Raw genomic sequence first — 24,791 nt, 5'->3', positions numbered from 1 at the left:
CTCACTTAATATGAACATTCCAAAACACATTGCAATCATTATGGATGGGAACGGTCGCTGGGCATCCAAGCGAAGTTTGCCCCGTATTATTGGCCATCAACAAGGCGTCAAAGCTGTACGAAAAGTAGTCAAGGCTTGTGGTGAAATGGGCGTACAAACACTTACTTTGTTTGCCTTTAGTAGTGAAAACAAAAATCGTTCGGCTGAAGAGGTGTCGCTTCTATTTAAGTTATTTTTGAGCGCACTCAATCAAGAAGTTAAGAAGCTCAACAAACACAATGTTCGGCTAAAAATTATTGGTGATATGTCTTTTTTTTCAGAAGATATTCAGAAAACAGCCTCTGAAGCACAAATGCGGTTGGCTGACAACACAGGGCTTACGTTAGTTATCGCTGCTAATTATGGCGGACAATGGGATATTGCACAAGCTGCAAAAAAAGCATCAGAAGCTGTTATTAAGGGTGTTATATCTTCTGAAGACATTACAATAGAGGGATTTTCAAGCTACCTCTCTTTGGCCCATGAGCCTGCTGTTGATTTGCTAATTCGCAGCAGTGGAGAGCTAAGAATTAGTAATTTCTTATTATGGGATATTGCCTATAGCGAGCTCTATTTTACGGATACACTCTGGCCAGATTTCAATGAAATTGAACTCAAAAAAGCCATCGAAAGTTTCAATTATCGTGATCGTCGTTTTGGCTCACGCAAGGAAAATTAATGTTAATACAAAGAATCTTAACTGCTTTAATACTGGCGCCTTTGTTTATTTGGGCAATTTTTGCGATGCCTACAGCCTACTTCTCTTACTTGCTACTCTTGTTTGTTGCACTTGGTGGCTGGGAGTTTGCTCGCCTTATTAAAATTGAACAAGCGCTATATAGGTCTTTGGTAGCAGCTGGTATTGTCGGCTGTTGCATTGTAGCCTCAGCGCATGCTCAGAACCTGCAAACTGTCTTATATGTCTCTGTTGCCTGGTGGGGGTTAAACTTATACTGGGTTGTTAGTTACCCCAAGAATATTCAGTCTTGGTATGGTTCTGGCATTGTGAGAGTGATGGGTGGAGTGCTTTTATTGGTCCCTATGTGGGTCGCTCTGACTAACCTTCACTCGGTGCATGGGGGTACATACTTTTTGCTGCTTATGTTGCTCATATGGGCCGCTGATTCTGGTGCCTACTTCGTTGGAAAAGCCTTTGGTAAAAAAAAGCTAGCTCCGAAAGTAAGCCCAGGAAAATCAGTTGAAGGTGTGTTGGGCGGTATTGGTTTTGCATTAATAACTATGCTAGGTTTTTTACAGCAGCAAAATATTAGCATAGACTCATATCCAGCTTATTTATTTCTGGCTATCGTGATATCCAGTGTTTCGGTCTTAGGTGATTTATATGAAAGCTTATTTAAACGCACTTCTGGCATCAAAGATAGTGGCAACATCCTGCCTGGACATGGCGGCATTCTTGATCGCATAGATTCTTTAACAGCAGCTGCACCATTTTTCTTACTGGGTATAGGTCTAATATGATCAATATCGCCCTGCTAGGTGCCACAGGCTCTATTGGTCAAAGCACCTTGTCTATTGTCGGCTTACACCCAGAAAAGTTTAATATTTTTGCATTAAGCGCTCATACGAATTGGCAAGAGATGTTGCAGCTTTGTAATACCTTCAAGCCAACTTTTGCAGTAATGGCAGATGAGAGGGCTGCAGCGCATTTGTCAAGCCAGCTTCACGGCCCCACAGTTGTTCTTTCAGGTGCAAAAGCATTAGATGAAATAGCCTCCCATGAGCAAACTGACTACGTCATGGCTGCAATCGTTGGAGCTGCTGGTATGTCATCTAGTTTAGCTGCTGCCCGAGCGGGCAAGCGCATTATGCTGGCCAATAAAGAGTCCTTGGTGTTGGCGGGTGACCTTTTTATACAGGCAGTGAAGGATAATAATGCTGAGCTTATTCCTGTTGATTCAGAACACAGTGCAATTTTCCAATGTTTACAAGGTGGCCATTCAGGCCTGAGCAAAATTCAATTGACTGCCAGTGGTGGACCCTTTTTGCATACACCTCTTTTAGAGCTTGGAGCTATCACTCCAGAACAAGCTTGTGCTCACCCAAACTGGTCAATGGGGCGCAAAATATCCATTGACTCGGCCACCATGATGAACAAGGGTCTAGAAGTAATTGAAGCTCATTACCTGTTTGACTTACCCGCCCGAAGTATTGACGTGGTTGTACATCCTCAAAGTATCGTTCACTCTTCAGTTTATTTTGAAGATGGTTCAACCCTTTCACAACTTGGTAACCCAGATATGCGTACTGTGATTTCATATGCAATGAGTTATCCTGATCGAATAATATCGGGCGTTCCAGCATTAGATCTGACACAAAACTCTCCTCTGGAATTTTACGCGCCAGATTTTGATAAATTCCCTTGCTTGCGCCTAGCTTTTGAGTCCTTGGAGAAAGGTGGTAGTGCCATGGGCACGATGAATGCTGCCAATGAAGTCGCTGTATCTTGCTTTCTAGAAGGTCAGATAAAATTTTTAGACATTTCAATAGTCATTGAAAAAACGCTAGAAAAAGCAAAGCACTTTTATCCTGATACGCTCGACGATGTTATTAAAAACGATCTAGATGCTCGAAATATTGCCACTGAAGTAGCTCAAACCTATGCGTAGATTTTTAACCATTTTCGTGCTAATTTTGATGCTACTTAACTCAGGTGGTGTGCTTGCCAAAGATAGTGAGTATCGCTTTATAGTTAAGCAGGGTGATTCCTTAAGTACGTATTTTTCCAAGTTGGGCTTATCAAGCAGATTGCTGGCCAACTTACTGTCGGCTAGTCCAAAAAATAAACAGCTGAATCATCTTAATATTGGTGAAAGTGTCGTTATACGATTGCATAGCAACCGTCGCTTTAAATCACTAAGTTATCGTTCACATAAGAAAGGTACGCTTGAAGCTCTCCTAATTGGCACCCGGTTTGTTAGCTCATCCAATAAAAACGAGAAAAATCTGAGTTCGTTTTTGGTTACTGAAATTGTCATTAATAACTCTTTTGGCTATGACGCTCAAAAAGCAGGACTCGGACTTAGTGTTGTTAATACTGTAGTTGAGGCGCTGTCTTGGCATTTAAATTTTGATACTGATTTGCATAAAGGTGATCGCTTTTTTATTATCACCAATGGCTCAAAGAAACCTATTGGCATTATATATAAAGGTAAAAATAAGAGCGTTGAGGCATTTTCCCATACCAATGATCGCGGAAAGACCAGATACTATGATCAACACGGTTACACGCTTAATGCTTCCTTTTTAAGAGCACCCCTTAAATATAAGCGCATCAGTTCTAAATTTCAACTAAAGCGCTATCACCCTATTTTAAAAACCTACCTCCCTCATAGAGCTGTTGATTATGCCGCTGACCAAGGAGCGCCTGTTGTTTCAACGGCTGATGGGATTGTTAAGCTCAAAGGCTGGAAGGGTGCTTTAGGAAAGGCTGTTATTATTCAGCATGGTATCAACTATACGACGGTTTATGCGCATCTTTCTAAATATGCTCGTAACCTTCGCCAAGGTGGGTCGGTGAAAAAAGGGCAGGTCATTGGTTATGTCGGCTCAACCGGGAGATCTACGGGTCCTCACCTTCATTACGAGCTTCGTTTCAAAGGTGAGCGCAAGGACCCATTAAGCTATAAACTTCCCAAGCAGCAAAAAGTTGCTAGCTCAAAATTATGGGGTTTTCGCTCACAAGTTAACGCAATTTTAGACAGTCTATAGCGCTTGGGCCTTAATCCAATCGCGCCAGCTTTCAGGCGCTAAGTCGCTCAAATAATCTTTCTCAATATACCTTGTCTGATAAGCCTTGGCACCAGATACATTGTTTAATATAGCAAAAGTGATAAGCTCATTAATATGGTGTATTTTTTTTGTACCTGGGACCAAAGATTCATTGCGGATAATAGCCGCCATCATGGCAGAATTTGGATTGCCGTGCACCTTAAAAGACTCTTCAAATAGGTTAAGTGCTAAAAACTCATTCTTAATAAAGCCATTATCACCATCAAGCAAATACATGGCGTATTCATAAAGTGCTGTATCATAACTTCTTCGGACCAGTTTTATCAAAATTTCGTTAGCCTCTCGCTCTTGAGGGGAATAGCCCATGAGCTCGCTGCCCTGGCGAAGTTGCTTAGATGCCTCATACATGGCATCAAAATCATTAAGATCAAACGCGCCCTTTAACAACAAAGATTGCCCTCTGAGCACTACATCACGCGAACCAATTTCATTGCCAATTTGTATTAGACGTAGGGCGCCATCTGAAAGCGGAGATGCTATAGTGTTAAGGCTTAACAGCATAATAAGAAGAGGTATTTGTTTAATCATAGCGATTTATTGTCTATTTTACCATGGCAAAAGTTATCATAATTTTAAGTCAGACAATCGATTAAAATATGTCTAATATTTATTGCAATCATTATCAAGGAATCATCGTGGAAACTCTATTTGAAACCAATTTAAGTCTGCCTCTAATCCAAAAAGGCAAGGTAAGAGATATTTATGATATTGACGATGGACGAATGCTTATTGTTACCACTGATCGCTTAAGTGCTTTTGACGTAGTTTTCGATGATGGCATTGCTAAAAAAGGCGCCGTATTAACCTCTGTGGCTAATTTTTGGTTCGATAAAACCCAGCATATAATTCCAAACCATCTAACGCATGAGCCTTTAAATAGTGTTCTGAATGATCAAGAAATTGAACAAGTTGAAGGTCGTGCTATTATTGTCAAAAAATTAAAACCCTTAGCAATAGAAGCGATTGTCCGTGGCTACATTATTGGATCGGGATGGAAAGATTATCAAAATACTGGGAAAATGTGTGGAATAGCCCTTCCTAAGAATCTTAAATTAGCCCAAAAACTGCCAAATGTAATGTTTACGCCGTCCAGTAAAGCGGCTGTTGGTGAACACGATGAGAATATTGACTTCGCTGCTACTATCAATATTTTAGGCGAAGGCATGGCCCATCAAGTTGAGCAGGTTAGCCTGGCGCTTTATCGATTTGCAGCTGAATTTGCACTCGAGCGCGGCATCATCATTGCAGACACTAAGTTTGAGTTTGGCTTAGATGAAAACAACACACTAACATTAATGGATGAAGTGCTAACCCCGGATTCATCGCGTTTTTGGTCAGCTAAAGATTACCAGGTTGGCGAAAGTCCACAAAGTTTTGATAAGCAAATTGTGCGAGATTATTTAGAAACGCTAGACTGGAACAAAGCACCACCGGCGCCAAAGCTGCCAAAAAATATTATAGAAAAAACTGCCAATAAATATCAGCAAGTTCAACAATTGTTGACGCAATAGTAATCATGCAATTAAGTGGCTTAATCCAAAAGATGCACACCCATCTTAATAGAGGGGTTGCCCAGTACCGGCTGCCAATTGGGAATAAATTATTGAGCATGAACGACCTAGTGGGTGAACAAATCACATTAAGCTTTAGCCACGTCATCCAGTGCAGTCACTGCGGCAAAAAAACCAACAAAAGCTACTCTCAGGGCTATTGCTACCCCTGTTCTCAAAAACTAGCCCGCTGTGACTTATGCATCATGAAGCCTGAAACATGTCACTATCATCTTGGCACATGTCGAGAGCCACAGTGGGGTCTAGATAACTGCTTTTCACCCCACGTGATTTACTTGGCCAACTCATCTGGCGTTAAAGTTGGAATCACTCGCAAGGGTAATATCCCTAATCGCTGGATAGACCAAGGCGCTATTAGCGCGCTGCCTATCTTAGAAGTTGATACGCGTTTAAAATCGGGTGAGCTTGAGATGGCATTAAAGCAATATGTTAATGATAAAACTAATTGGAGAAAAATGCTGAAGAATGAGGTGAGTCCGGTTGACCTTCTGACAACAAAAAATGAGTTACTTGAGCACATTGGAAACACAATTGACAAAACGGGTGCTCAAATATTGAACAATGAAGTGCTAGCAATAAACTACCCTGTGGTAGAATATCCCAGCAAAATTACTTCATTAAATTTCGATAAAACACCAGTCATAACAGGTGTTTTAAAAGGTATCAAGGCGCAGTATTTAATTCTAGATTGTGGCGTTATTAATATTAGAAAATTTAGTGCTTATGATGTTGCATTAACTTATTAGGAGAGAATTATGGCAGATTTAATCATTGAAGAATTAGCGTTAGGCGAAGGGGATGCCTGTAAAGCGGGCGACCATGTTTCTATGCACTACACAGGCTGGCTAACTAACGGGAAAAAATTCGACTCAAGCGTTGATCGTAACGAACCTTTCAACTTTCAACTAGGCGTGGGGCAAGTGATCCCTGGCTGGGACCAAGGTGTCGATGGTATGCAAGTAGGTGGCATGCGCAAATTAACCATTCCATCAAAGTTAGCTTATGGAGAAATGGGTGCAGGTGGTATTATTCCACCAAATGCAACTCTGGTTTTTGATGTTGAGCTTTTAGGTATTCAATAAAGACATTATGAACGACGACTTCCCTAGAATTAAAAGACTTCCTGCTTATGTTTTTGCTGTTACTAACGAGCTTAAATCCAAGGCAAGAGGGCGTGGGGAAGACATTATCGACTTTGGTATGGGCAACCCAGACCAGCCGACCCCTGATCACATTGTTGAAAAATTAGTTGAGGCAGCTCGCAGAAAAGACACACATCGCTACTCAACATCTCGAGGAATACCTCGTTTACGAAAGGCTATTTCAAACTGGTATAAGAGTCGTTTTGATGTTGATATAGACCCAGAAACAGAAGCAATTGTTACCATTGGGTCCAAAGAGGGCTTGGCAAACTTGGCGCAAGCAATAGTAGGGGCTGGTGATACAGTTTTGGTACCTAATCCTGCCTATCCAATCCACCCATATGGATTTGTCATTGCCGGTGCTGATATTCAACATGTGCCTTGTGGTCCAGAGGATGACTTTTTAGCCGAGCTTGAAAGGTCTATAAAAAACACCTGGCCAAAGCCGAAAATGCTGGTGCTAAACTATCCGTCCAATCCAACAACAGAGTGTGTTGAGTTAGAGTTTTTTGAGAAGGTTATTAAAATTGCCAAAGAGCATGAAATTTGGGTTGTGCAAGATTTGGCTTACGCTGATATTGTTTTTGATGGCTATGTGGCTCCCAGTATTATGCAGGTCAAAGGCGCTAAAGATATTGCTGTAGAGTTTTTCTCACTCTCAAAAAGCTACAACATGCCTGGATGGCGTGTTGGGTTTATGGTTGGTAATCCTATTTTAGTAAATGCATTGGCAAAAATAAAATCTTACCTTGATTATGGCATGTTTACGCCTATTCAAGTAGCTGCTATTGAAGCGTTAGAGGGTGATCAAACCTGCGTTAAGGAAATATCAAACATGTATCAAGATCGTCGCGACGTATTATGCAGCGGACTAAATGGTATTGGTTGGGAGGTAACCCCGCCTAAGGCCACTATGTTTGTTTGGGCTAAAATTCCTGAATTTTACCAATCCATGGGCTCGCTTGAGTTCACTAAAAAACTACTCAAAGTAGCCAAGGTGGGCGTCTCTCCGGGAGTTGGATTTGGTGACTATGGTGACCAGTATGTTCGCTTTGGTTTGATCGAAAACGAGCATCGAACTCGTCAAGCTATTCGCGGTATTCGCGAAATGTTTAAAGCAGATGGGTTGCTATAAATAAAAGATTGGCGTTAAAATCAAGACACATGAAACTATCTTCTAACGAATTTATCAACTCCCAACATAAGCGTCTAACCCTGTTAGGCATGTCTGGGGTTGGAAAAACACATTTGGCCAAATTATTATCTAAAAATGATAATTATTTTCATTACTCCGGTGACTATCGTATTGGCGCTCAATATTTAAATAATGATATTTTGGATAATATAAAGACTTGCATTAAACAGGACGAAAAGCTAAAAGAGCTGCTCGAAAATGACTCAATTAGCGTTCAAAACCATATCACTTTTGACAACTTATCTGTGGTTGCATCATTTCTGGGAAAGGCTGGAAATCCTGAACTAGGCGGATTGCCAATTGATGAGTTTATGCGCCGGCAAACTTTATTCAATCAAGCAGAGGCTAATACTATGCTGGATGTGCCTGATTTCATCGCGAAAGCAGAGCGGCAAGGTGTGGCCAACTTTATCAATGATGCGGGTGGAAGTTTGTGTGAGCTTGATGATGAAAACATTTATAAAACCTTAGCTGAGCACACAGTAATTTTGTACATTCGTGCCAGTAAAAGCAATGAAAATACTTTAATAGAACGTGCACAAACACACCCTAAGCCAATGTACTATCAGGCTAGGTTTTTACAAGAACAACTGGCTATTTACTTATCAGAAAATCGGCTTACTTATGTAGCACAAATTAATCCAGATGCTTTTATTCGATGGATATTTCCCCGCTTATTAGAACATCGTAAGCCAAAATATGAGCATATTGCTCAACAGTATGGTTACACCATTGACAGTGAAGATTTATATCAATGTCGCCATGCCGATGAAGTGCTTGAACTAATTGCAGGAGCTATCTCCTAATGCCTTTAATTGCCCATTCAAAACTACCCTCTTTTGTGCGGCTAAAATCTGAAGGGGAGATAGTATTAAGTAAAGATCGTGCAAATCACCAAGTGATTCGTGAGCTTCATATTGGCATACTTAATCTGATGCCAGATGCAGCTCTAGAGGCCACTGAGCGTCAATTTTTTCGTCTCATTGGCCAATCTAACCAAATTGCTCAATTTTATTTACATCCCTTTACGTTGCCCTCTGTTGAGCGAGGCGAGCAAGCGTTTAAACATGTAAATGAGCATTATCAAAGCTTTGATGAAATAAAACTACAGGGTCTGGATGCTCTTATTATTACAGGGGCTCATGTTGAGCAGGCCGACTTGCAAAAAGCACCTTTTTACGATGAATTAAAGGCTGTCATTGACTGGTCATATGCAAACGTCACCTCGACCTTGTGCTCCTGCCTGGCCACACATGCAGTGATGGAATTCAGGTATCAACAGAAACGTCAGGCAATTGGCAATAAATGTTGGGGTGTCTTTAAACATAAAATTGCAAATCGAAGACACCCTCTAATTAACAGCGTTAACACCAACTTTAATGTGCCGCATTCACGCTTTAATGAAATCACCAAGCAGCAATTTACAGCAGCCGGCGTTAAAATTTTGGTTGATAGCGACATAGGCGCACATCTGTGTGTGAGTGAAGACCTGCTTCGTATTGTCTTTTTACAAGGACACCCTGAGTATGATACTATTAGTCTGCTTAAAGAGTACAAGCGCGAAATCGTAGCTTACCTATCGGGCAATCGAGATGCCTATCCTGCTTTTCCTGCACATTACTTGGGCGAACAAAATAAAGCAATCTTGGACGAGTATAGGGTCAAATTATTAGCAGGTGATTTTAGTATTAACAATTTCCCTGAAGATCTTATTAGTGAGACATTAGACAACACTTGGCATGATGCCACGAGACAAATTATCAGCAACTGGATTGGTTGCGTGTATCAAACCACTCATGAAGATGTGAATAAGCCTTTCATGGATGGTATTGATCCTGAAGACCCTTTAAAGCTTAGATAATAGCTTGTCTCAACTTACCGATCAACTCCTTATTTGGTTTGATGTTCATGGGCGCACCAACCTCCCTTGGCAAATTGGGGGTAAAGATGAAGTTGACGTATACCACATTTGGCTCAGTGAGGTTATGCTTCAACAAACTCAAGTTAGTACGGTGATTGATTATTTTAACCGTTTTCTTTATCATTTCCCCTCACTTAGTGATTTAGCTAATGCGCCAGAAGATGCTGTTCTGGCGCAGTGGGCTGGACTTGGTTATTACGCAAGAGCAAGAAACCTTCATAAAACTGCCAAAATTGTTACGCATGATTATCAAGGTATATTTCCTCAAAAATTCGAGCAAATGCTCGCCCTTCCTGGTATCGGAAGATCAACAGCAGGTGCGATACTAGCGCTTGGGTTTAAGCAAAAGCAGCCCATACTAGATGGCAACGTAAAACGTGTACTATCGAGAGCACACCAAGTCAAAGGTCATTATGCCCAAAGTAGTACGATCAAAGAGTTATGGTGTCTAGCTGAATCTCATACGCCTGACATTCGTATCGATCACTATACTCAGGCCATTATGGATCTAGGTGCGACAGTTTGTACTCGTTCCAATCCTAGTTGTAACCTCTGCCCTATTAGTAATATTTGCAAGTCAAATATTGACCAAACACAGCTCGATTATCCTAATCCAAAACCAAAAAAAACCAAGCCTAGTCGTTCGATTGCAATGCTAGTGTTTGTTAAAAATGGTCAAGTGTATTTACAAAAAAGACCCAGTCAAGGAATTTGGGGAGGGCTATGGAGTTTAGTAGAGTCTGAAGATACACCACTATCTATCGCACAGTCTATGCAAGAATTTGACCCGTCAGCTGTTATCATCAAACAACTTCCGGTTTTTAAACATACCTTCACACACTACCATTTACACATTCGCCCTATTGTTATCAACTGCCCCTCTAGTAGTGCCAAGTTTCGTCTTATCGAACAGACTGAGCTTGGCATGCCAAAACCTATTTCTAGAATCCTTTCGCAAATATCAAGCTTAACGCACATTGGTTTAAGCGAGCAAATAGACTAAAATAGTTACATGAATACTGTCCGTGGTCTACACAATTTAAAACAATACCCAGGGAGCGTTGTCACCATAGGTAATTTTGACGGCGTTCATACGGGTCATCAGCATATTATTTCACGCCTAGTTGAAAAGGCTCAAGTATTACAACTACCCTCCGTGCTAATTTCATTCGCACCAACTCCACAAAGTTTTTTTGGCCACAAAAAAGCCACATTAAGTAGCTTTAAACAAAAACACCAACAATTAAAACAATTAGGACTAGATATTCACCTAATTATTGCCTTTAATCAAGATTTTTCTAAACTTAGTGCTGAAGATTTTATACAACAAATACTGCTGGAAAAGCTAGGAATGAAGTTTTGCCTTATTGGAGACGACTTTCGATTTGGATCAGGAAGGGCGGGGGATTTCAAATTACTAAAAAATCTAGGCATACAAAAGGAATTTAAAGTTGAGAACACCCAAAGTGTTCTATGCAACAATCACCGAGTTAGTAGTTCAAAAATTCGAGAATTTTTGTCACAGGGTTCGTTTGAATTGGCCAATCAGATGCTAGGGCGAGAGTTCTCTATTTCTGGAAAAATTACCTCGGGAAAGCAACTAGGTCGAACCATCAACTTTCCAACCATAAACATTCCCATTAAGCGCGATATCAGTCCTGTTTTAGGTGTTTTTTGTGTACAAGTTCACTTACTTGGAAACACATTTAAAGGTGTGTGCAATATAGGCAAACGACCCACCGTTAACGGTGAGAATATATTATTAGAAGTATTCCTATTTAGCTTTAACCAAACAGTTTATGGAGCATTTGCCGAGGTTGTGTTTAAACAGCAAATTAGACAAGAGCAAAAATTCGACTCCCTTAATAAACTAAAAGAACAGATTAAGCTTGATGTTGAAGCGGCGAAAAACTACTTTGGCTAGATGCTAAATCAACTTCCAAGATAGAACCTCTCCCGCCATAAATGGCACGATAGTCGAGCCCGCATAATCATAGCTATCAGGCACCGTCCAGTTTTCTTTAGACAAGGTGATAGTTCGCGTGTTTCTGGGCAGGCCGTAAAAATCCGGACCAAAGAGTGATGCAAACCCTTCAAGCTTATCTAGAGCGCCCCTCGACTCAAAGACTTGCGCATAGAGTTCAATCGCACAATGTGCGCTTAAGATTCCCGCACAACCACAAGCCGATTCTTTTGCATCCTTTGCATGTGGCGCAGAGTCTGTTCCTAAGAAAAATTTTGGATTGCCGCTGATAGCTGCGTCAAGCAAGGCCAGTTGATGAGGGTTCGCTCGCTTAAGAACAGGTAGGCAGAAATAATGTGGACGAATGCCGCCGACCAACATATCATTACGATTTGCCAGCAAATGGTGGGGCGTGATAGTTGCGGCTACGTTTTTACCACTCTTCAAAACGAAATCTACCGCATCTTTTGTCGTAATATGTTCAAAAACAATTTTAAGCTCCGGAAAGTCTTTAACAATTTGAGTTAGAATTTGGTCAATAAACACCGCTTCACGATCAAAAATATCGATATCAGGATGTGTAACCTCTCCATGAACCAGTAAAAGCATACCTGTCTTGCTCATCATTTCCAATGCCGGATAGATATTTTTAATGTCAGTCACTCCACTATCAGAATTAGTGGTGGCGCCTGCAGGATAGAGTTTAGCAGCCTTGATAAAATGACACTTAGATGCGGCCTCAATATCTTTTACGCTGGTATTGTTGGTTAAATATAACACCATCAAAGGGTCGAACTCGGTGTCTTCAGGAAGTGCAGCAAGAATCTCGTCTCTATACTCTTGTGCCTGTTCAGCGTTTGCTACTGGTGGGTTTAAATTTGGCATAATAATAGCCCTAGCCATTTGATTGGCACTCATTCCTACGACTGATTTTAGTGCCTCTCCAGATCGCACATGTAAATGCCAGTCGTCTGGTTGAATTAATTTAAATTGCATAAATTGCTCCTAATATTCTTGTTTGTTTTGCGCCAGTAACTTCAGTTAAATTTGAGGTTTTTCCCGCTAACGTGCGTTGTGCGAAAAAAGCAAAAGCAGCGGCTTCAACATAATCTACGTGAACGCCCAGATTATTGGTGCTCATAATACGACTACTTGAGTTTAAGCACGTCAAGCGCTCTACTAAAAAAGCATTGTGCGCGCCGCCCCCACATAAATACACGTCAGTATCTGGTCTAATGAATTTGGAGACACTCAGGGCTGTTAACTCTAATAAAGTTCTTTGAACGTCTTTTGCAGTTTCATCGCCTGTCAAGAGTTTATCCAGCCAAGCAAGATTGAAATATTCTGGGCCTGTGCTCTTAGGTATATTTTTTTGAAAATAAGCATCTGCTAACAGCTTATCTAATAACCCTTGATCAACAAGGCCACTTCTAGCCCACAACCCATCAAGGTCACAATCTAATGATTTGTGCTGTTTAATCCAATTATCTAACAATGTATTTGCTGGACCTGTATCAAAACCAATTACACTCTCGCCACTTATTTGGGTCAAATTAGCAATACCGCCTAAATTAATCACCGTACCAGGCTTGCCATTTAGCAAGTGCAAATGATATAGTGGCGTTAACGGAGCGCCCTGGCCGCCAGCGGCAACATCCTGCATGCGAAAATCTGCCACGGTTGTAATGTTGGTTTTTTGTGCAATCAATGCACCGTGTGCGATTTGCATCGAGTAGTTGCCGCCTTGATGATAAATTGTTTGACCGTGTGAGCCAATTGCAGTAATCTCATTAGACTTAAGACCAGCATTAGACAATAGAAGTAAAGCTGTATTAGAAAAAACATCTGCAACTTGGGTGTCTATTTCCGCTAAACTTTCTAACGAGGTTCTGCCGCTCTGGGTTAACTGGCGCAAGCTGTTTTTGAGCGCCTTTGAGTAGGGTAGATAAGCCTGGTTAACTATTTTTTGAGTCATGCTATTAACAATAACCCCATCAACACCATCAAGACTGGTGCCAGACATCAGTCCAATATAATATTGGACATTTTCTGTGTTAGCCATGACAGTTTTTATACTTTTTACCCGAGCCACATGGGCAAGGATCATTGCGCCCCACTTTTTCATCGTCTCGTTGGTAAGTTTGCTTTTCTATTGCCTCAACTTCATGATTATCAACACCAGCTGCTCCAAGCTCATCATGTTGCGGCTCGGTTGCTTCATTGTCTTGCTGCTCAACATCAGAAGCATCTGTATTCTCATTAATAGTCACACTAGACAGTGACTTAACCACTTCAATATCAATAGTCTCTAAAAGCTCAGTAAACATGGCAAAAGACTCTCGCTTGTATTCTTGGGTCGGATTCTTTTGGGCGTAGCCTCGCAAATTAACACTTTGTCGTAAATAATCCATGGCAGCCAAATGCTCTTTCCAATAATGATCAAGCGTTTGTAACATAACCGCCTTTTCAAATCCACGCATAGATTCAGAGCCAGCTAACCCTTCTTTATAGTCGCAAATTGCACTCAAGCCCTCAACAATCCTACTCTCTAATTCATCAACATCAACACCATCATCAAGCCACTTTTGCAAAGGAAAATCCGCCTTGTAGTCTGCCTTTAGAGCGTTGTGTAAACCTTCAACATCCCAGTCTTCTTCGGCCTGTTCTGTCGAAATATAACCTCCAAAAAGATCTCCAATGACTTGCTTTCTGATGCTTATAAAATGATCCTGAACATTATCAACGTCCATTAAGTCATCGCGCAATGTATAAATAACTTTTCTTTGGTCGTTAGCGACATCATCGTACTCAAGCAAATTCTTTCTGGCATCGTAATTCATGCCCTCAACTTTACGCTGTGCATTCTCAATGGCCCTATTAACCATTTTATGCTCAATAGCTTCGCCCTTTTCCATGCCTAATCTTTGCATCATTGTTGCCATTTTTTCACTGGCAAAAATACGCATCAAGTTATCTTCTAACGATAAATAAAAACGGGTCGATCCCACATCACCTTGACGACCAGAACGACCACGCAGCTGATTATCTACACGACGAGATTCATTGCGCTCGGTGCCCACAATATGAAGGCCGCCTGAAGAAATCACCTTTGCATGCTCACCACTCCAATCTTGTTTTTGTTTTTCCGTTGCATCGTCTGTCAGTTTTCCACCTAGTACAATGTCAGTACCACGACCGGCCATATTAGTTGCAATGGTTACCGCACCAACTGAGCCAGCATTGGCGATAATAATCGCCTCCCTCTCGTGTTGCTTCGCATTCAATACCTCATGCTTAATTTTTTTATTAGTTAATAGGTCTGAAATTGCTTCAGAATTTTCAATACTACTAGTGCCTACCAAAACCGGTTGACCTGTTTCTTGGCAATTAACTACATCATTTGCAATAGCCTCTAGCTTTTCTTCTAAAGTTAGGTAAATTTGATCGGCTTTATCATTTCTCTCTGAAATTTTATTAGGCGGAATAACGACAGTTTCAAGATTATAAATATCTTGAAACTCTACCGCCTCGGTATCTGCTGTTCCAGTCATGCCAGATAGCTTGGCATAAAGTCTGAAATAATTTTGGAAAGTAATCGAGGCTAGTGTTTGATTTTCTTTCTTAATGCTCACTCCTTCTTTGGCTTCAATAGCCTGATGAAGCCCTTCACTCCAGCGACGACCCGGCATTGTTCTACCAGTAAATTCATCAACAATAACTATCTCATCACCATCAATAATATAGTTGTCGTCTATTTTGAATAAGATATGGGCCCTAAGAGCCGAGTTAATATGCTGCATTAATAAAATATTACTAGCATCATAAAGGCTTGCACCCTCTGGTAATGCACCTGCATCAATCAAAAGACTCTCTGCTTTTGAATGGCCGTCGTCTGTTAAAAATACCTGTTTATGCTTTTCATCGACTGTGTAATCTCCTGGCACTTCCACAACAACCTCTTTACCTTCGCCACTCTCAACTTGCTTGGTAAAGTTAGGAATCATGTGATTAATGGCTTTGTATACCTCAGCATAATCTGCTGCAGGTCCAGAAATAATCAGGGGTGTTCTCGCTTCATCAATCAAAATCGAGTCTACTTCATCAACAATGGAAAAATTCAACCCTCGTTGCACCTTTTGGTCAGTGGTAAAGGCCATATTATCACGCAGATAGTCAAAGCCCAATTCGTTATTTGTAGCATAAACCACATCGCATGCATAAGCTGCTTGCTTCTCCTCTGGGGGTCTATTAGAGGCAACAATGCCTACGCTTAAACCTAAAAATTCAAATACCTTGCCCATCCATTCAGCATCACGTTCGGCCAAATAATCATTCACAGTAACAACATGAACACCCTTACCACTTAAAGCGTTAAGATAAGCTGGCAACGTAGCGACTAAAGTTTTACCTTCGCCAGTCCCCATCTCTGCAATGTTGCCATTATGCAAAACCATGCCGCCAATAAGCTGAACATCATGATGCCTTAGCCCGAGAACCCGAACGCTGGCCTCACGCATTACCGCAAAAGCTTCAGTTAATAAGTCATCTAAAGATTCTTGAGACTCATAACGCTCTTTAAATTCTTGGGTTTTGGTTCGCAACTGCTCATCACTCAGAGCTTGAAATCCTTCCTCTAGATCATTAATACCCTTAACTGTCTTGCTTAGTTCTTTAACAAGTCGCTCATTTCTAGAGCCGACAATCTTGGATAAAATTTTATTTATAATACTCATTAGGATAAAAAGAACTGTTTTTTACAAAAAAACCTATTTTCTCACATATAAACTAGCCTTTGCATCAAATGTGCCCGCATAAGCCAACAACTAATATTTCAAATTTTTCTCCTGGCGGGGAGCTGGGTCAATTATTTGCTCAGGCTAAAATCTATAATGAGATTAATATACAGCTAGCGCCAAAACTACCAGACACTCTAAAAACTTTGAAACTTTGCCTGATTAAGGGCAGTACAGCAACCTTAATAGCCAATAACTCGGCTATTGCTTTTAGAGCTAAACAGCAACTTCCTGAATTAATCATACTTTTACAGTCTATTTCTTTGGCTGGCAACATAGATCATATCAACATCAGAGTCTCTTCCATTCAATAACACAAACCGCGCTAATTGCTTATCATTTAATAATAATATTACAGTATAATTATTGGATTTTTATTGTATAAATATTTAGAGTAAAGGGATGTAATCTTATGTCAGAACAAGAAATAGATTTAAAGAAAAGGCGTTTTTTGACCAACGCCACTAGTGTAGTTGGTGCTGTTGGTGTTGGCTTTGTAATGGTGCCGTTTCTGTCTTCTTGGATGCCCTCGGCACGTGCAAAAGCAGCTGGAGCTCCTGTAGATGTAGATATCTCAAAACTAGAGGATGGTCAGCTGGTTCGCGTTCTTTGGCGCAAAAAACCTGTCTGGGTTTTTAAGCGTGACAAAGATACAGTTGCCAAATTAGATACATTGAATAATTTTCTAGTAGATCCAAACAATGAAGAACCTCAACAGCCTGATTATGCTAAAAATAAATGGCGCTCTATCAATCCGGAAGTTGCCGTCATAATTGGTATTTGCACTCATTTAGGCTGCTCTCCTACCTATCGTCCTGAAGTAGGTGCAGCAGACTTAGGTGGTGACGACTGGCAAGGTGGGTTTTATTGTCCTTGTCACGGGTCTAAATTTGACCTAGCAGGTCGCGTTTATAAGAACACACCAGCACCGATCAACCTGGCTATCCCGCCTTATCACTTTGTATCAGACACGCTTATCCGCTTAGGTGTTGATCCGAAAGTCTAATTATTGGAGAGAAAATGGATAACAACAAAAACTGGATAGATCAAAGATTCCCGCTAACTAAAGTCTGGAATGAGCATCTAGCAGAATATTACACGCCTAGAAACTTTAATTTCTGGTATTTTTTTGGATCTTTAGCTGTGCTGGTATTGGTTATTCAGCTATTTACTGGTATATTTTTAACCATGCATTATAAACCTGATGCAGTTAATGCCTTTGCATCCGTTGAGTATATTATGCGAGACGTTGATTGGGGCTGGTTGATCCGTTATATTCACTCAACAGGTGCATCTGCATTCTTTGTGGTAATTTATCTGCATATGTACCGAGCGTTGCTTTATGGCTCATATAAAGCGCCTCGGGAATTAATTTGGATACTTGGTATGGTTCTTTACATAGCCTTGATGGCTGAAGCCTTTATGGGCTATGTTCTGCCGTGGGGTCAAATGTCTTACTGGGGTGCAAAGGTTATTATCAATCTTTTTGGCTCATTCCCAATTGTGGGTGACATAATCTTGGAGTTTATTCTAGGTGATTATGCAGTAGGGGACGCTACATTAAATCGATTCTTCTCATTGCACGTTATCGCCATTCCATTAATCTTAGTAGTGTTGGTATTTTTGCATATCGTTGCATTGCATACGGTTGGCTCGAATAATCCAGACGGTGTTGAAATCAAGCAAAATAAAGATGAAAATGGTATTCCAAAAGATGGCATTCCATTTCACCCATATTACAGTGTCAAAGACATTGTGGGCGTGGTGGTTTTCTTAATGATTTTCTCCTCAATTGTATTTTTTGCTCCTGCGTTAGGAGGTTATTTTCTGGAGGGTCCAAACTTTATTGAAGCAAACCCTCTTAAGACGCCTGATCACATTGCGCCACTATGGTACTTAACACCTTTTTATTCGGTTCTAAGGGCTGTGCCGCCAATGTTTGGATCGCAATTACCTGGTGTATTAGCCATGTTTGCTGCTTTACTAATTCTTATCGCATTGCCGTGGTTAGATCGCTCTAAAGTTAAATCAATTAGATACCGTTCATGGCCTTATAAGGTTGCTTTAGGAATTTTCGTGGTCACTTTTGTTGTGTTAGGCTGGCTTGGTATGCAAGCAGTGACGCCTTTATACAGTTTAATGGCTCAAATTTTCACCACACTTTATTTTGCGTTCTTTATTCTAATGCCTTGGTTTACCTCTATTGGTAAAACCAAACCGGTGCCTGAAAGAACCACGGAGCAATAATATGAAGACACTACTTAAAACAATATCTATAGTTTCAGTATTGATAATCTCTTTCAATGCTAACTCAGCCGGTGTGGGTGTTAATTTGGATAACGCTAATACTGATATTACGGATGAAGCCTCATTACAACGAGGCGTCAAGTCTTTCATGAATAACTGTTCAGGCTGTCATTCTATTGAGCTAATGCGCTACAATCGTATTGCTAAGGATTTAAATATTGATGAAGCCGATATGGCTAAAAATCTAATGTTTAATGCTGAAAAAACAGGTAGCAAAATATTTTCATCAATGCCTGTTGATGGAGCAAATAAATGGTTTGGCACAACCCCGCCTGACTTATCATTAACTGCTCGAGCAAAGGGCACAGACTGGATATATACTTATCTTAGAAGTTTTTATGCAGACGATACACGTCCTTATGGTGTGAATAACCATGTACTAGAAAACGCCTCTATGCCTGATGCCTTATGGCAATCTAAGCAAGATAAATCAGAGTTGGAGTTCAATCGAGAAGTAAGAGATATCACTAACTTCTTGGACTATGTATCAGAGCCTGTGAAGCTAATTAGATATGAGATCGGTATTAAAGTTCTAGGATTTTTATTCATCCTATTTATCCTTTCTTACTTAATGAAAAAAGAATACTGGAAGGACGTCAAGTACGGTAAATGGCGTGCAAAAGACTAACTAAACCAGTACAATTGTAATATATAACAACACCCTATTAAATTAGGGTGTTGTTTTTTTGATTTTAAAAAAGGTAGAAATCCATGTTAACAAAACCTAATCCATCTTCAACAACTTTGTACTCTTCGCCTCGTGAAATTGAATCACATGTAGTGCGCTTCATCATGGCTGAAAAGAACATTGAGAGAGATGTATTCAATCTTGAAGTTGATGAGATGCCCGAAGAAATTCTAGAACTAAATCCTTGCCAATCTCTTCCTACTTTATTTGATCGCGGCATTGTTCTGTATGACCTATCTGTCATCATGGAATACCTAGATGAAAGATTTCCATTTCCGCCATTGCTGCCAGTAGATCCAATTGAAAAATCTGAAAAAAGACTAATGATTTTTAGGTTTACTCGCTCTCAAGGCTGTTGGTTTGAATTGGTTGATACCATTGAAACTGGAAGTAAAAAACAAGCCGATGAGGCTCGAAAAATCTTAAAGAGCAACCTAATTGAATTGGTGCCGTTGTTTGCTTATAAGCCCTTCTTTAAAAGTGATGAAATGACAATCGTTGATGCATGTTTAGCAGCACTTTTGTGGCGCTTAAAGAAGCTAGATATTGATTTAGGTGCACCTGGAAAAGCTGTCAACGACTACGCTAAAAGACTCTTCAGTAGAAATTCTTTCAACGAGTGTATGACGGACTGCGAAAAAGAATACAACTAGAGTTGTTCAACCATGGCTTCAGTTACGCCTTACTTAGTTAGAGCCTACCACCAATGGATGGAAGACTCTCGACTAACGCCTCATATTTTAGTTGATTGTGGCCACTCTTCAGTCATAGTACCTAAGCAGTTTATTCAACAAGATAGGATTGTTCTTAACATTGCAGACTCTGCAACTGAATCGCTAGTATTGAGTGATGAGCATATCAGCTTTAAAGCGCGATTCTCCGGCCAATCAGTTGATGTATTTATACCAATTGACTCAATACTCAGTATTTATGCTGGTGAAAACGGTGAAGGAATGCTGTTTGAAATCAAAGAGCGCCCTCTAGAGGTCGAAAAAAAACCCGGCCTAACTCTACTCGACTAATACTAGCTTAAGCCTAGTATTTTGTTTAGTTGCTCGTCAAATTCAGTTATTGACAAACTATTGTAGATCGCTACATTACAGCCCCCGTAATGACTAATGGCATTTGCATTTTCAAGCGCGTTGGACTCAAACTGGTTTAATATAACACAGGCAATATCAAGCTGATATTGCTTCGCAACTTTAATTGTTAATAGCGCCTGGTTGATTGCGCCCAATTCATCCTTAACCACTATAATCAGCGGCAATGCTAGTGATTCAGCCAAGTCTATATTTAGAGTGTTTTTTGCAATAGGGGATAATAATCCACCCGCCCCTTCGACAACAACAAAGGATTTACTTGCACATGCATCTATAAGTTGATCAAGTGATAATTCAACATTACTCGCCTTACTTGCACTTTCTGCGCTACTACATTGGCTAAACTTATATGGGCATACTGTGTCAATATCATCGTCAATATTACTTGCCTTTAGCAACTTAAGCGCATCCTTGGTTATTAGGTTTCCATTAACAAACTGACAATCACTCTCAACCGGCTTTCTCACAGCAACTACTTTTGATTGGGTTAATAGATTGACAAGATGTTGCGCGATAAAAGTTTTACCGACATCTGTTCCACTACCACTAATAAACAAGCCTTTCATAATCACTAATTTTAACAGCAAAAATGTATAATACTGCGTATGCATAATAACTTAAAAACTCAGTTCTGCGGTCTAGAGCTAGACTCTCCAATCGTTCTACTATCTGGTTGCGTTGGCTTTGGTGAAGAGTACACGCGAATTGAAGGGTTTTCCAATACAGATGTAGGCGCTATTTGCCTGAAAGGAACAACTTTAGAGCCTAGGCTTGGTAATATTCCTAGTCGTATTACTGAAACGCCAGAGGGTATGATAAATGCCATTGGTCTGCAAAATCCAGGCACTGATATCGTAATTAATGAAATCATGCCAAAACTAGATAAAAAAGAAACGCGTTTTATCATTAATATTTCAGGCTCTTCTATTGAGGAGTATGGAGAAATCGCCAAACGTTTTGATGATTCTGACATTGATGCTATTGAAATCAATATCTCTTGCCCTAACGTAAAAGAAGGTGGAGTTGCATTTGGAAACGATCCAGATATGTCTTATCGAGTGGTTGAAATTTGTAGAAAAAATACTACTAAGCCTTTAGTCACTAAACTATCTCCAAATCAGACTAATATCGCACTGAGTGCTCAACGATGTATCGATGCAGGAACAGATGGCTTGGCCGTTATTAACACTCTGATGGGTATGTCCATTGATACAAAAACACGACGCCCTGTTATTGGCAACAATCAGGGTGGCTTGTCTGGGCCGGCCATTAAGCCTGTCGCTCTTTTAAAGGTTCATCAAGTGTATCAGGTGAGCAAGAAATACAATATTCCTATTATTGGCCAAGGCGGAATTATGACTGCCAACGACGCTATTGAGTTTATCATTGCAGGCGCCTCTACAGTTGGTATCGGTACTGCCTTATTTTATGATCCATTGGCCTGTCCCAAGATCAATGACGGTATTAGTCAATATTTAATTGATCACCAGCTAAATAGTATTGATGAATTAATCGGTACGCTTGAACTTAACTCTGCTGTTTCTCAGTGCGATATCGACAGTAAATAAAACACATTATGAGCCCAGAATACAACCCCTTAGAAATCGAATCTCAAGCCCAACAATATTGGAAAAAACACAAATCGTTTGAAGTTGTTGAAGACGCTTCAAAAGAAAAATATTACTGTTTAAGCATGTTTCCTTATCCATCAGGACGCCTACATATGGGTCATGTGCGTAATTATTCAATTGGCGATGTTATCTCTCGATTTCAAAAAATGCAGGGTAAAAATGTCATGCAGCCAATTGGCTGGGATGCGTTTGGATTGCCCGCTGAAAATGCGGCGATAAAAAATAAAGTACCGCCAGCAAAATGGACCTATGAGAACATAGATTACATGCGAGACCAGCTAACCCAATTAGGCTTCGGCTATGACTGGTCACGTGAGATAGCCACTTGTCATCCAAAATATTATAAATGGGAACAGTGGTTGTTTGTTCAGCTGTTTAAAAAAGGCTTAGTGTACAAAAAAAATGCTGTTGTTAACTGGGATCCAGTTGATCAAACTGTTCTAGCTAATGAGCAAGTTATCAATGGTCGAGGTTGGCGCTCGGACGCCCTTATCGAGAAAAAAGAAATTTCTCAATGGTTTATGCGCATAACTGACTATGCTGATGAACTGCTCGACTCACTAGATAAGCTTGATGGTTGGCCCGAGGCAGTTAAAACCATGCAAAGGAACTGGATTGGAAAATCAACTGGCTTAGAAATTAGCTTTAACAGGCAAGGCGGTGAGTCACTAAAAATCTACACAACTCGGCCTGATACTTTGATGGGGGTCACTTATTTAGCCATTGCAAGTGAACATCCTTTGGCATTGCAAGCGGGCAAAAGCAATACAGAAGTTCAAAAATTTATTGAAGAGTGTCGCACCATGGAAACTTCTGAAGCAGCCATGGAAACTATGGAAAAGAGAGGCGCAAACTCCGGACTTACGTGTACACACCCTATAACGGGCGAAGAGGTGCCAATCTGGATTGCCAACTTTGTTTTAATGGGGTATGGAACCGGCGCCGTAATGAGTGTGCCGGCTCATGACCAACGAGACTTTGAATTTGCACAGAAATATGCCATCCCAATGCTTGAGGTTGTTAAGCCCGAAGAGGGCAGCCATGACACTTCTGAAAGTGCTTTTACCAATAAAGGTGTTTTATGCAACTCTGGTGAATTTAACGGTCTTAATTTCGAACAAGCTTTTGAAGCAATTACTAACAAGCTTCAATTAAAAAACTTAGGTGAAAAACAAGATAACTACCGATTACGTGATTGGGGTATATCTCGTCAACGCTATTGGGGCTGCCCTATTCCGATTATTAATTGTGCCAAGTGTGGCTCAGTTGCTGTGCCTGAAAAACACCTGCCTATCGTATTACCTGAAAAAGTTGCTTTTGATGGGGTTGGCTCTCCAATCAAAAAAATGCCTGAATTCTACGAAACAATTTGCCCAGCTTGTGGTGGTAAGGCAGAACGAGAGACAGATACATTTGATACATTTTTTGAGTCGTCATGGTATTTCGCAAGATATGCGTGTGCAGATAATGATGAGGCGATGCTAGATAAACGCGCAGATTATTGGCTTGAAGTAGATCAATACATTGGTGGCATTGAGCATGCAATCTTACATCTTTTATATGCAAGGTTTTTCAGCAAACTTTTGCGTGATGAAGGCTTAATTAAGCATGATGAACCTTTTAAAAATCTATTAACCCAAGGTATGGTGCTTAAAGATGGCGCTAAAATGAGTAAATCCAAAGGTAATACAGTTGATCCTGCTCAAATGATTGAAAAATATGGTGCAGATACTGTACGCTTATTCATTTTATTTGCCGCACCTCCTACGCAAGATCTAGAATGGAGTGATTCTGGATTAGAGGGTTCATATAGATTTGTTAATAAAGTTTATCGACTGGCGCAAAGCTATTTCACTGACAGTAAGTATCATGCTACTGAGAGTCTGGATGCAAATACTCTTAACAAGGAACAGAAACAAATTCGCCAAAAAATATATCAAACTTTAGCAAAGATAACTGATGACATTAAACGCAGAAACTCTTTTAATACTGCTATTGCATCAATGATGGAGCTAACTAATGCGCTTAGCAAATTTAAGCAAACTGATGGGCAATCAATGTCAATACGCCTGGAGTCGTTAGACATTATCTTACGCGCATTAAGCCCAATAACACCGCATTTATGCCATTATCTATGGCATCAACTTGGTCATCAAACCGCTATTATCAATGAGTCTTGGCCAGAGGTTGATAATAAGGCTTTAGAGCAAGATGAGGTTCAAATAATTGTCCAAGTTAATGGTAAATTACGTGCAAAACTTATGCTTAATGTAGATACGCAAAAAGAGCAACTAGAGGTTCGTGCGTTAGCAGATGAAAATGTCATCAAATTTACCAGTGGCAAGACAATAGTCAAAGTAATTGTTGTGCCAAACAAGCTTGTTAATATCGTCGTTAAATAGAACTTAAAGCGAAATTAATGTCAAGCCTAGGGCAACTAGTGCACTTGTCATTATTACAGTCATAATGCTATTTTAAAATCGAAATAGCGCAGTAAATTTAGCGACGCCTTTCAACCAATATAAAAAAATGTTAGGGCGATTGATACTTGTATTTTATTAAATGGCTTTAAATTAAAAAACCCTAATTACTATTCAATAATTAGGGCTTCTAGGGTTGAAGAAAAAAATA

General features: G+C 40.3%; 25 protein-coding genes. 20 read left to right on the top strand and 5 right to left on the bottom strand.

What is annotated here, in order from left to right; genetic code table 11:
- Positions 1-10 precede the first annotated feature (10 nt).
- The 4 genes from uppS to N9Y32_01350 are packed head-to-tail and all read left to right on the top strand — an operon-like array spanning position 11 to position 3,768.
- Positions 11-718 carry a polyprenyl diphosphate synthase gene (gene uppS / locus N9Y32_01365; protein MDB2589663.1) on the top strand — a complete coding sequence of 236 codons (708 nt, stop codon included), beginning with the start codon at positions 11-13 and terminating at the stop codon, positions 716-718.
- Positions 718-1,518, top strand: coding sequence for a phosphatidate cytidylyltransferase (locus tag N9Y32_01360; GenBank protein ID MDB2589662.1), 801 nt, complete (start codon positions 718-720; stop codon positions 1,516-1,518). The genes uppS and N9Y32_01360 overlap by 1 nt, the downstream gene beginning before the upstream one ends.
- The gene (dxr, locus tag N9Y32_01355) at positions 1,515-2,666 is read left to right on the top strand and encodes a 1-deoxy-D-xylulose-5-phosphate reductoisomerase (protein MDB2589661.1); all 1,152 of its coding nucleotides are present in this window, start codon (positions 1,515-1,517) and stop codon (positions 2,664-2,666) included. Before N9Y32_01360 ends, dxr begins: the two co-directional genes overlap by 4 nt.
- Positions 2,659-3,768, top strand: a complete 1,110-nt coding sequence (locus N9Y32_01350; protein ID MDB2589660.1) for a peptidoglycan DD-metalloendopeptidase family protein — start codon at positions 2,659-2,661, stop codon at positions 3,766-3,768. Before dxr ends, N9Y32_01350 begins: the two co-directional genes overlap by 8 nt.
- Here the strand turns inward: N9Y32_01350 and N9Y32_01345 are convergent.
- Positions 3,763-4,377 (bottom strand): hypothetical protein, encoded by a 615-nt coding sequence (locus tag N9Y32_01345; protein ID MDB2589659.1) that lies wholly within the window; start codon positions 4,375-4,377, stop codon positions 3,763-3,765. The genes N9Y32_01350 and N9Y32_01345 overlap by 6 nt on opposite strands.
- Positions 4,378-4,445: 68 nt before the next feature.
- On the opposite strand from N9Y32_01345, the gene N9Y32_01340 reads away from it, so the two are divergent.
- From N9Y32_01340 to ribF, 8 genes are read left to right on the top strand one after another with little or no spacing between them, the layout of a single operon-like run.
- Positions 4,446-5,360 carry a phosphoribosylaminoimidazolesuccinocarboxamide synthase gene (locus N9Y32_01340; GenBank protein MDB2589658.1) on the top strand — a complete coding sequence of 305 codons (915 nt, stop codon included), beginning with the start codon at positions 4,446-4,448 and terminating at the stop codon, positions 5,358-5,360.
- Positions 5,361-5,365: 5 nt separating this feature from the next.
- Positions 5,366-6,166 (top strand): DUF2797 domain-containing protein, encoded by an 801-nt coding sequence (locus tag N9Y32_01335; protein MDB2589657.1) that lies wholly within the window; start codon positions 5,366-5,368, stop codon positions 6,164-6,166.
- A 9-nt stretch (positions 6,167-6,175) separates the two neighbouring features.
- Positions 6,176-6,502 carry an FKBP-type peptidyl-prolyl cis-trans isomerase gene (locus N9Y32_01330; GenBank protein MDB2589656.1) on the top strand — a complete coding sequence of 109 codons (327 nt, stop codon included), beginning with the start codon at positions 6,176-6,178 and terminating at the stop codon, positions 6,500-6,502.
- A gap of 7 nt (positions 6,503-6,509) precedes the next feature.
- Positions 6,510-7,697 (top strand): alanine transaminase, encoded by a 1,188-nt coding sequence (alaC, locus tag N9Y32_01325; GenBank protein ID MDB2589655.1) that lies wholly within the window; start codon positions 6,510-6,512, stop codon positions 7,695-7,697.
- 29 nt (positions 7,698-7,726) lie between these two features.
- Positions 7,727-8,563: an ATPase gene (locus N9Y32_01320; protein ID MDB2589654.1), complete on the top strand. Its 837-nt coding sequence runs from the start codon at positions 7,727-7,729 to the stop codon at positions 8,561-8,563.
- Positions 8,563-9,618: a homoserine O-succinyltransferase gene (locus N9Y32_01315; GenBank protein ID MDB2589653.1), complete on the top strand. Its 1,056-nt coding sequence runs from the start codon at positions 8,563-8,565 to the stop codon at positions 9,616-9,618. The genes N9Y32_01320 and N9Y32_01315 overlap by 1 nt, the downstream gene beginning before the upstream one ends.
- A 4-nt stretch (positions 9,619-9,622) precedes the next feature.
- Complete coding sequence (gene mutY / locus N9Y32_01310) at positions 9,623-10,681, top strand: A/G-specific adenine glycosylase (GenBank protein ID MDB2589652.1); 1,059 nt, start codon at positions 9,623-9,625, stop codon at positions 10,679-10,681.
- 9 nt (positions 10,682-10,690) lie between these two features.
- Positions 10,691-11,602: a bifunctional riboflavin kinase/FAD synthetase gene (ribF, locus tag N9Y32_01305; protein MDB2589651.1), complete on the top strand. Its 912-nt coding sequence runs from the start codon at positions 10,691-10,693 to the stop codon at positions 11,600-11,602.
- 3 nt (positions 11,603-11,605) lie between these two features.
- Here the strand turns inward: ribF and pyrC are convergent, their stop codons facing one another.
- From pyrC to secA, 3 genes are read right to left on the bottom strand one after another with little or no spacing between them, the layout of a single operon-like run.
- Complete coding sequence (gene pyrC / locus N9Y32_01300) at positions 11,606-12,637, bottom strand: dihydroorotase (protein MDB2589650.1); 1,032 nt, start codon at positions 12,635-12,637, stop codon at positions 11,606-11,608.
- Complete coding sequence (locus tag N9Y32_01295) at positions 12,627-13,703, bottom strand: anhydro-N-acetylmuramic acid kinase (GenBank protein ID MDB2589649.1); 1,077 nt, start codon at positions 13,701-13,703, stop codon at positions 12,627-12,629. Before N9Y32_01295 ends, pyrC begins: the two co-directional genes overlap by 11 nt.
- Positions 13,696-16,374 carry a preprotein translocase subunit SecA gene (secA, locus tag N9Y32_01290; GenBank protein MDB2589648.1) on the bottom strand — a complete coding sequence of 893 codons (2,679 nt, stop codon included), beginning with the start codon at positions 16,372-16,374 and terminating at the stop codon, positions 13,696-13,698. Before secA ends, N9Y32_01295 begins: the two co-directional genes overlap by 8 nt.
- Before the next feature lie 68 nt (positions 16,375-16,442).
- Between secA and N9Y32_01285 the strand changes: the two genes are divergently transcribed.
- The 6 genes from N9Y32_01285 (at position 16,443) to N9Y32_01260 (ending at position 20,451) form a co-directional block, all read left to right on the top strand.
- Complete coding sequence (locus N9Y32_01285; GenBank protein ID MDB2589647.1) at positions 16,443-16,748, top strand: hypothetical protein; 306 nt, start codon at positions 16,443-16,445, stop codon at positions 16,746-16,748.
- A 98-nt stretch (positions 16,749-16,846) separates the two neighbouring features.
- Positions 16,847-17,440, top strand: coding sequence for a ubiquinol-cytochrome c reductase iron-sulfur subunit (gene petA / locus N9Y32_01280; protein ID MDB2589646.1), 594 nt, complete (start codon positions 16,847-16,849; stop codon positions 17,438-17,440).
- A gap of 14 nt (positions 17,441-17,454) precedes the next feature.
- Entirely contained in the window at positions 17,455-18,681 is a 1,227-nt protein-coding gene (locus tag N9Y32_01275) for a cytochrome b N-terminal domain-containing protein (GenBank protein ID MDB2589645.1), read from the top strand.
- A gap of 1 nt (position 18,682) precedes the next feature.
- Positions 18,683-19,369, top strand: coding sequence for a cytochrome c1 (locus N9Y32_01270; protein MDB2589644.1), 687 nt, complete (start codon positions 18,683-18,685; stop codon positions 19,367-19,369).
- An 83-nt stretch (positions 19,370-19,452) separates the two neighbouring features.
- A complete protein-coding gene (locus tag N9Y32_01265) occupies positions 19,453-20,082 on the top strand; it encodes a glutathione S-transferase N-terminal domain-containing protein (protein ID MDB2589643.1) in 630 nt (209 codons plus the stop codon).
- A 12-nt stretch (positions 20,083-20,094) separates the two neighbouring features.
- Entirely contained in the window at positions 20,095-20,451 is a 357-nt protein-coding gene (locus N9Y32_01260; GenBank protein ID MDB2589642.1) for a ClpXP protease specificity-enhancing factor SspB, read from the top strand.
- Positions 20,452-20,453: 2 nt separating this feature from the next.
- Here N9Y32_01260 and bioD read toward each other — a convergent pair whose 3' ends face one another.
- Complete coding sequence (gene bioD, locus N9Y32_01255) at positions 20,454-21,095, bottom strand: dethiobiotin synthase (protein ID MDB2589641.1); 642 nt, start codon at positions 21,093-21,095, stop codon at positions 20,454-20,456.
- Between the two features lie 39 nt (positions 21,096-21,134).
- Here bioD and N9Y32_01250 point away from each other — a divergent pair, with 39 nt between their 5' ends.
- Positions 21,135-22,097: a dihydroorotate dehydrogenase gene (locus tag N9Y32_01250; protein MDB2589640.1), complete on the top strand. Its 963-nt coding sequence runs from the start codon at positions 21,135-21,137 to the stop codon at positions 22,095-22,097.
- 8 nt (positions 22,098-22,105) lie between these two features.
- A complete protein-coding gene (gene leuS / locus N9Y32_01245) occupies positions 22,106-24,562 on the top strand; it encodes a leucine--tRNA ligase (GenBank protein ID MDB2589639.1) in 2,457 nt (818 codons plus the stop codon).
- Positions 24,563-24,791 lie beyond the last annotated feature (229 nt).

The sequence above is a fragment of the Candidatus Thioglobus sp. genome (genome assembly GCA_028228555.1).
GTDB lineage: Bacteria > Pseudomonadota > Gammaproteobacteria > PS1 > Pseudothioglobaceae > Thioglobus_A.
The sequence above is the reverse complement of the archived record's forward strand: the minus strand, read 5'-3'. Positions and strand labels throughout refer to the sequence as shown.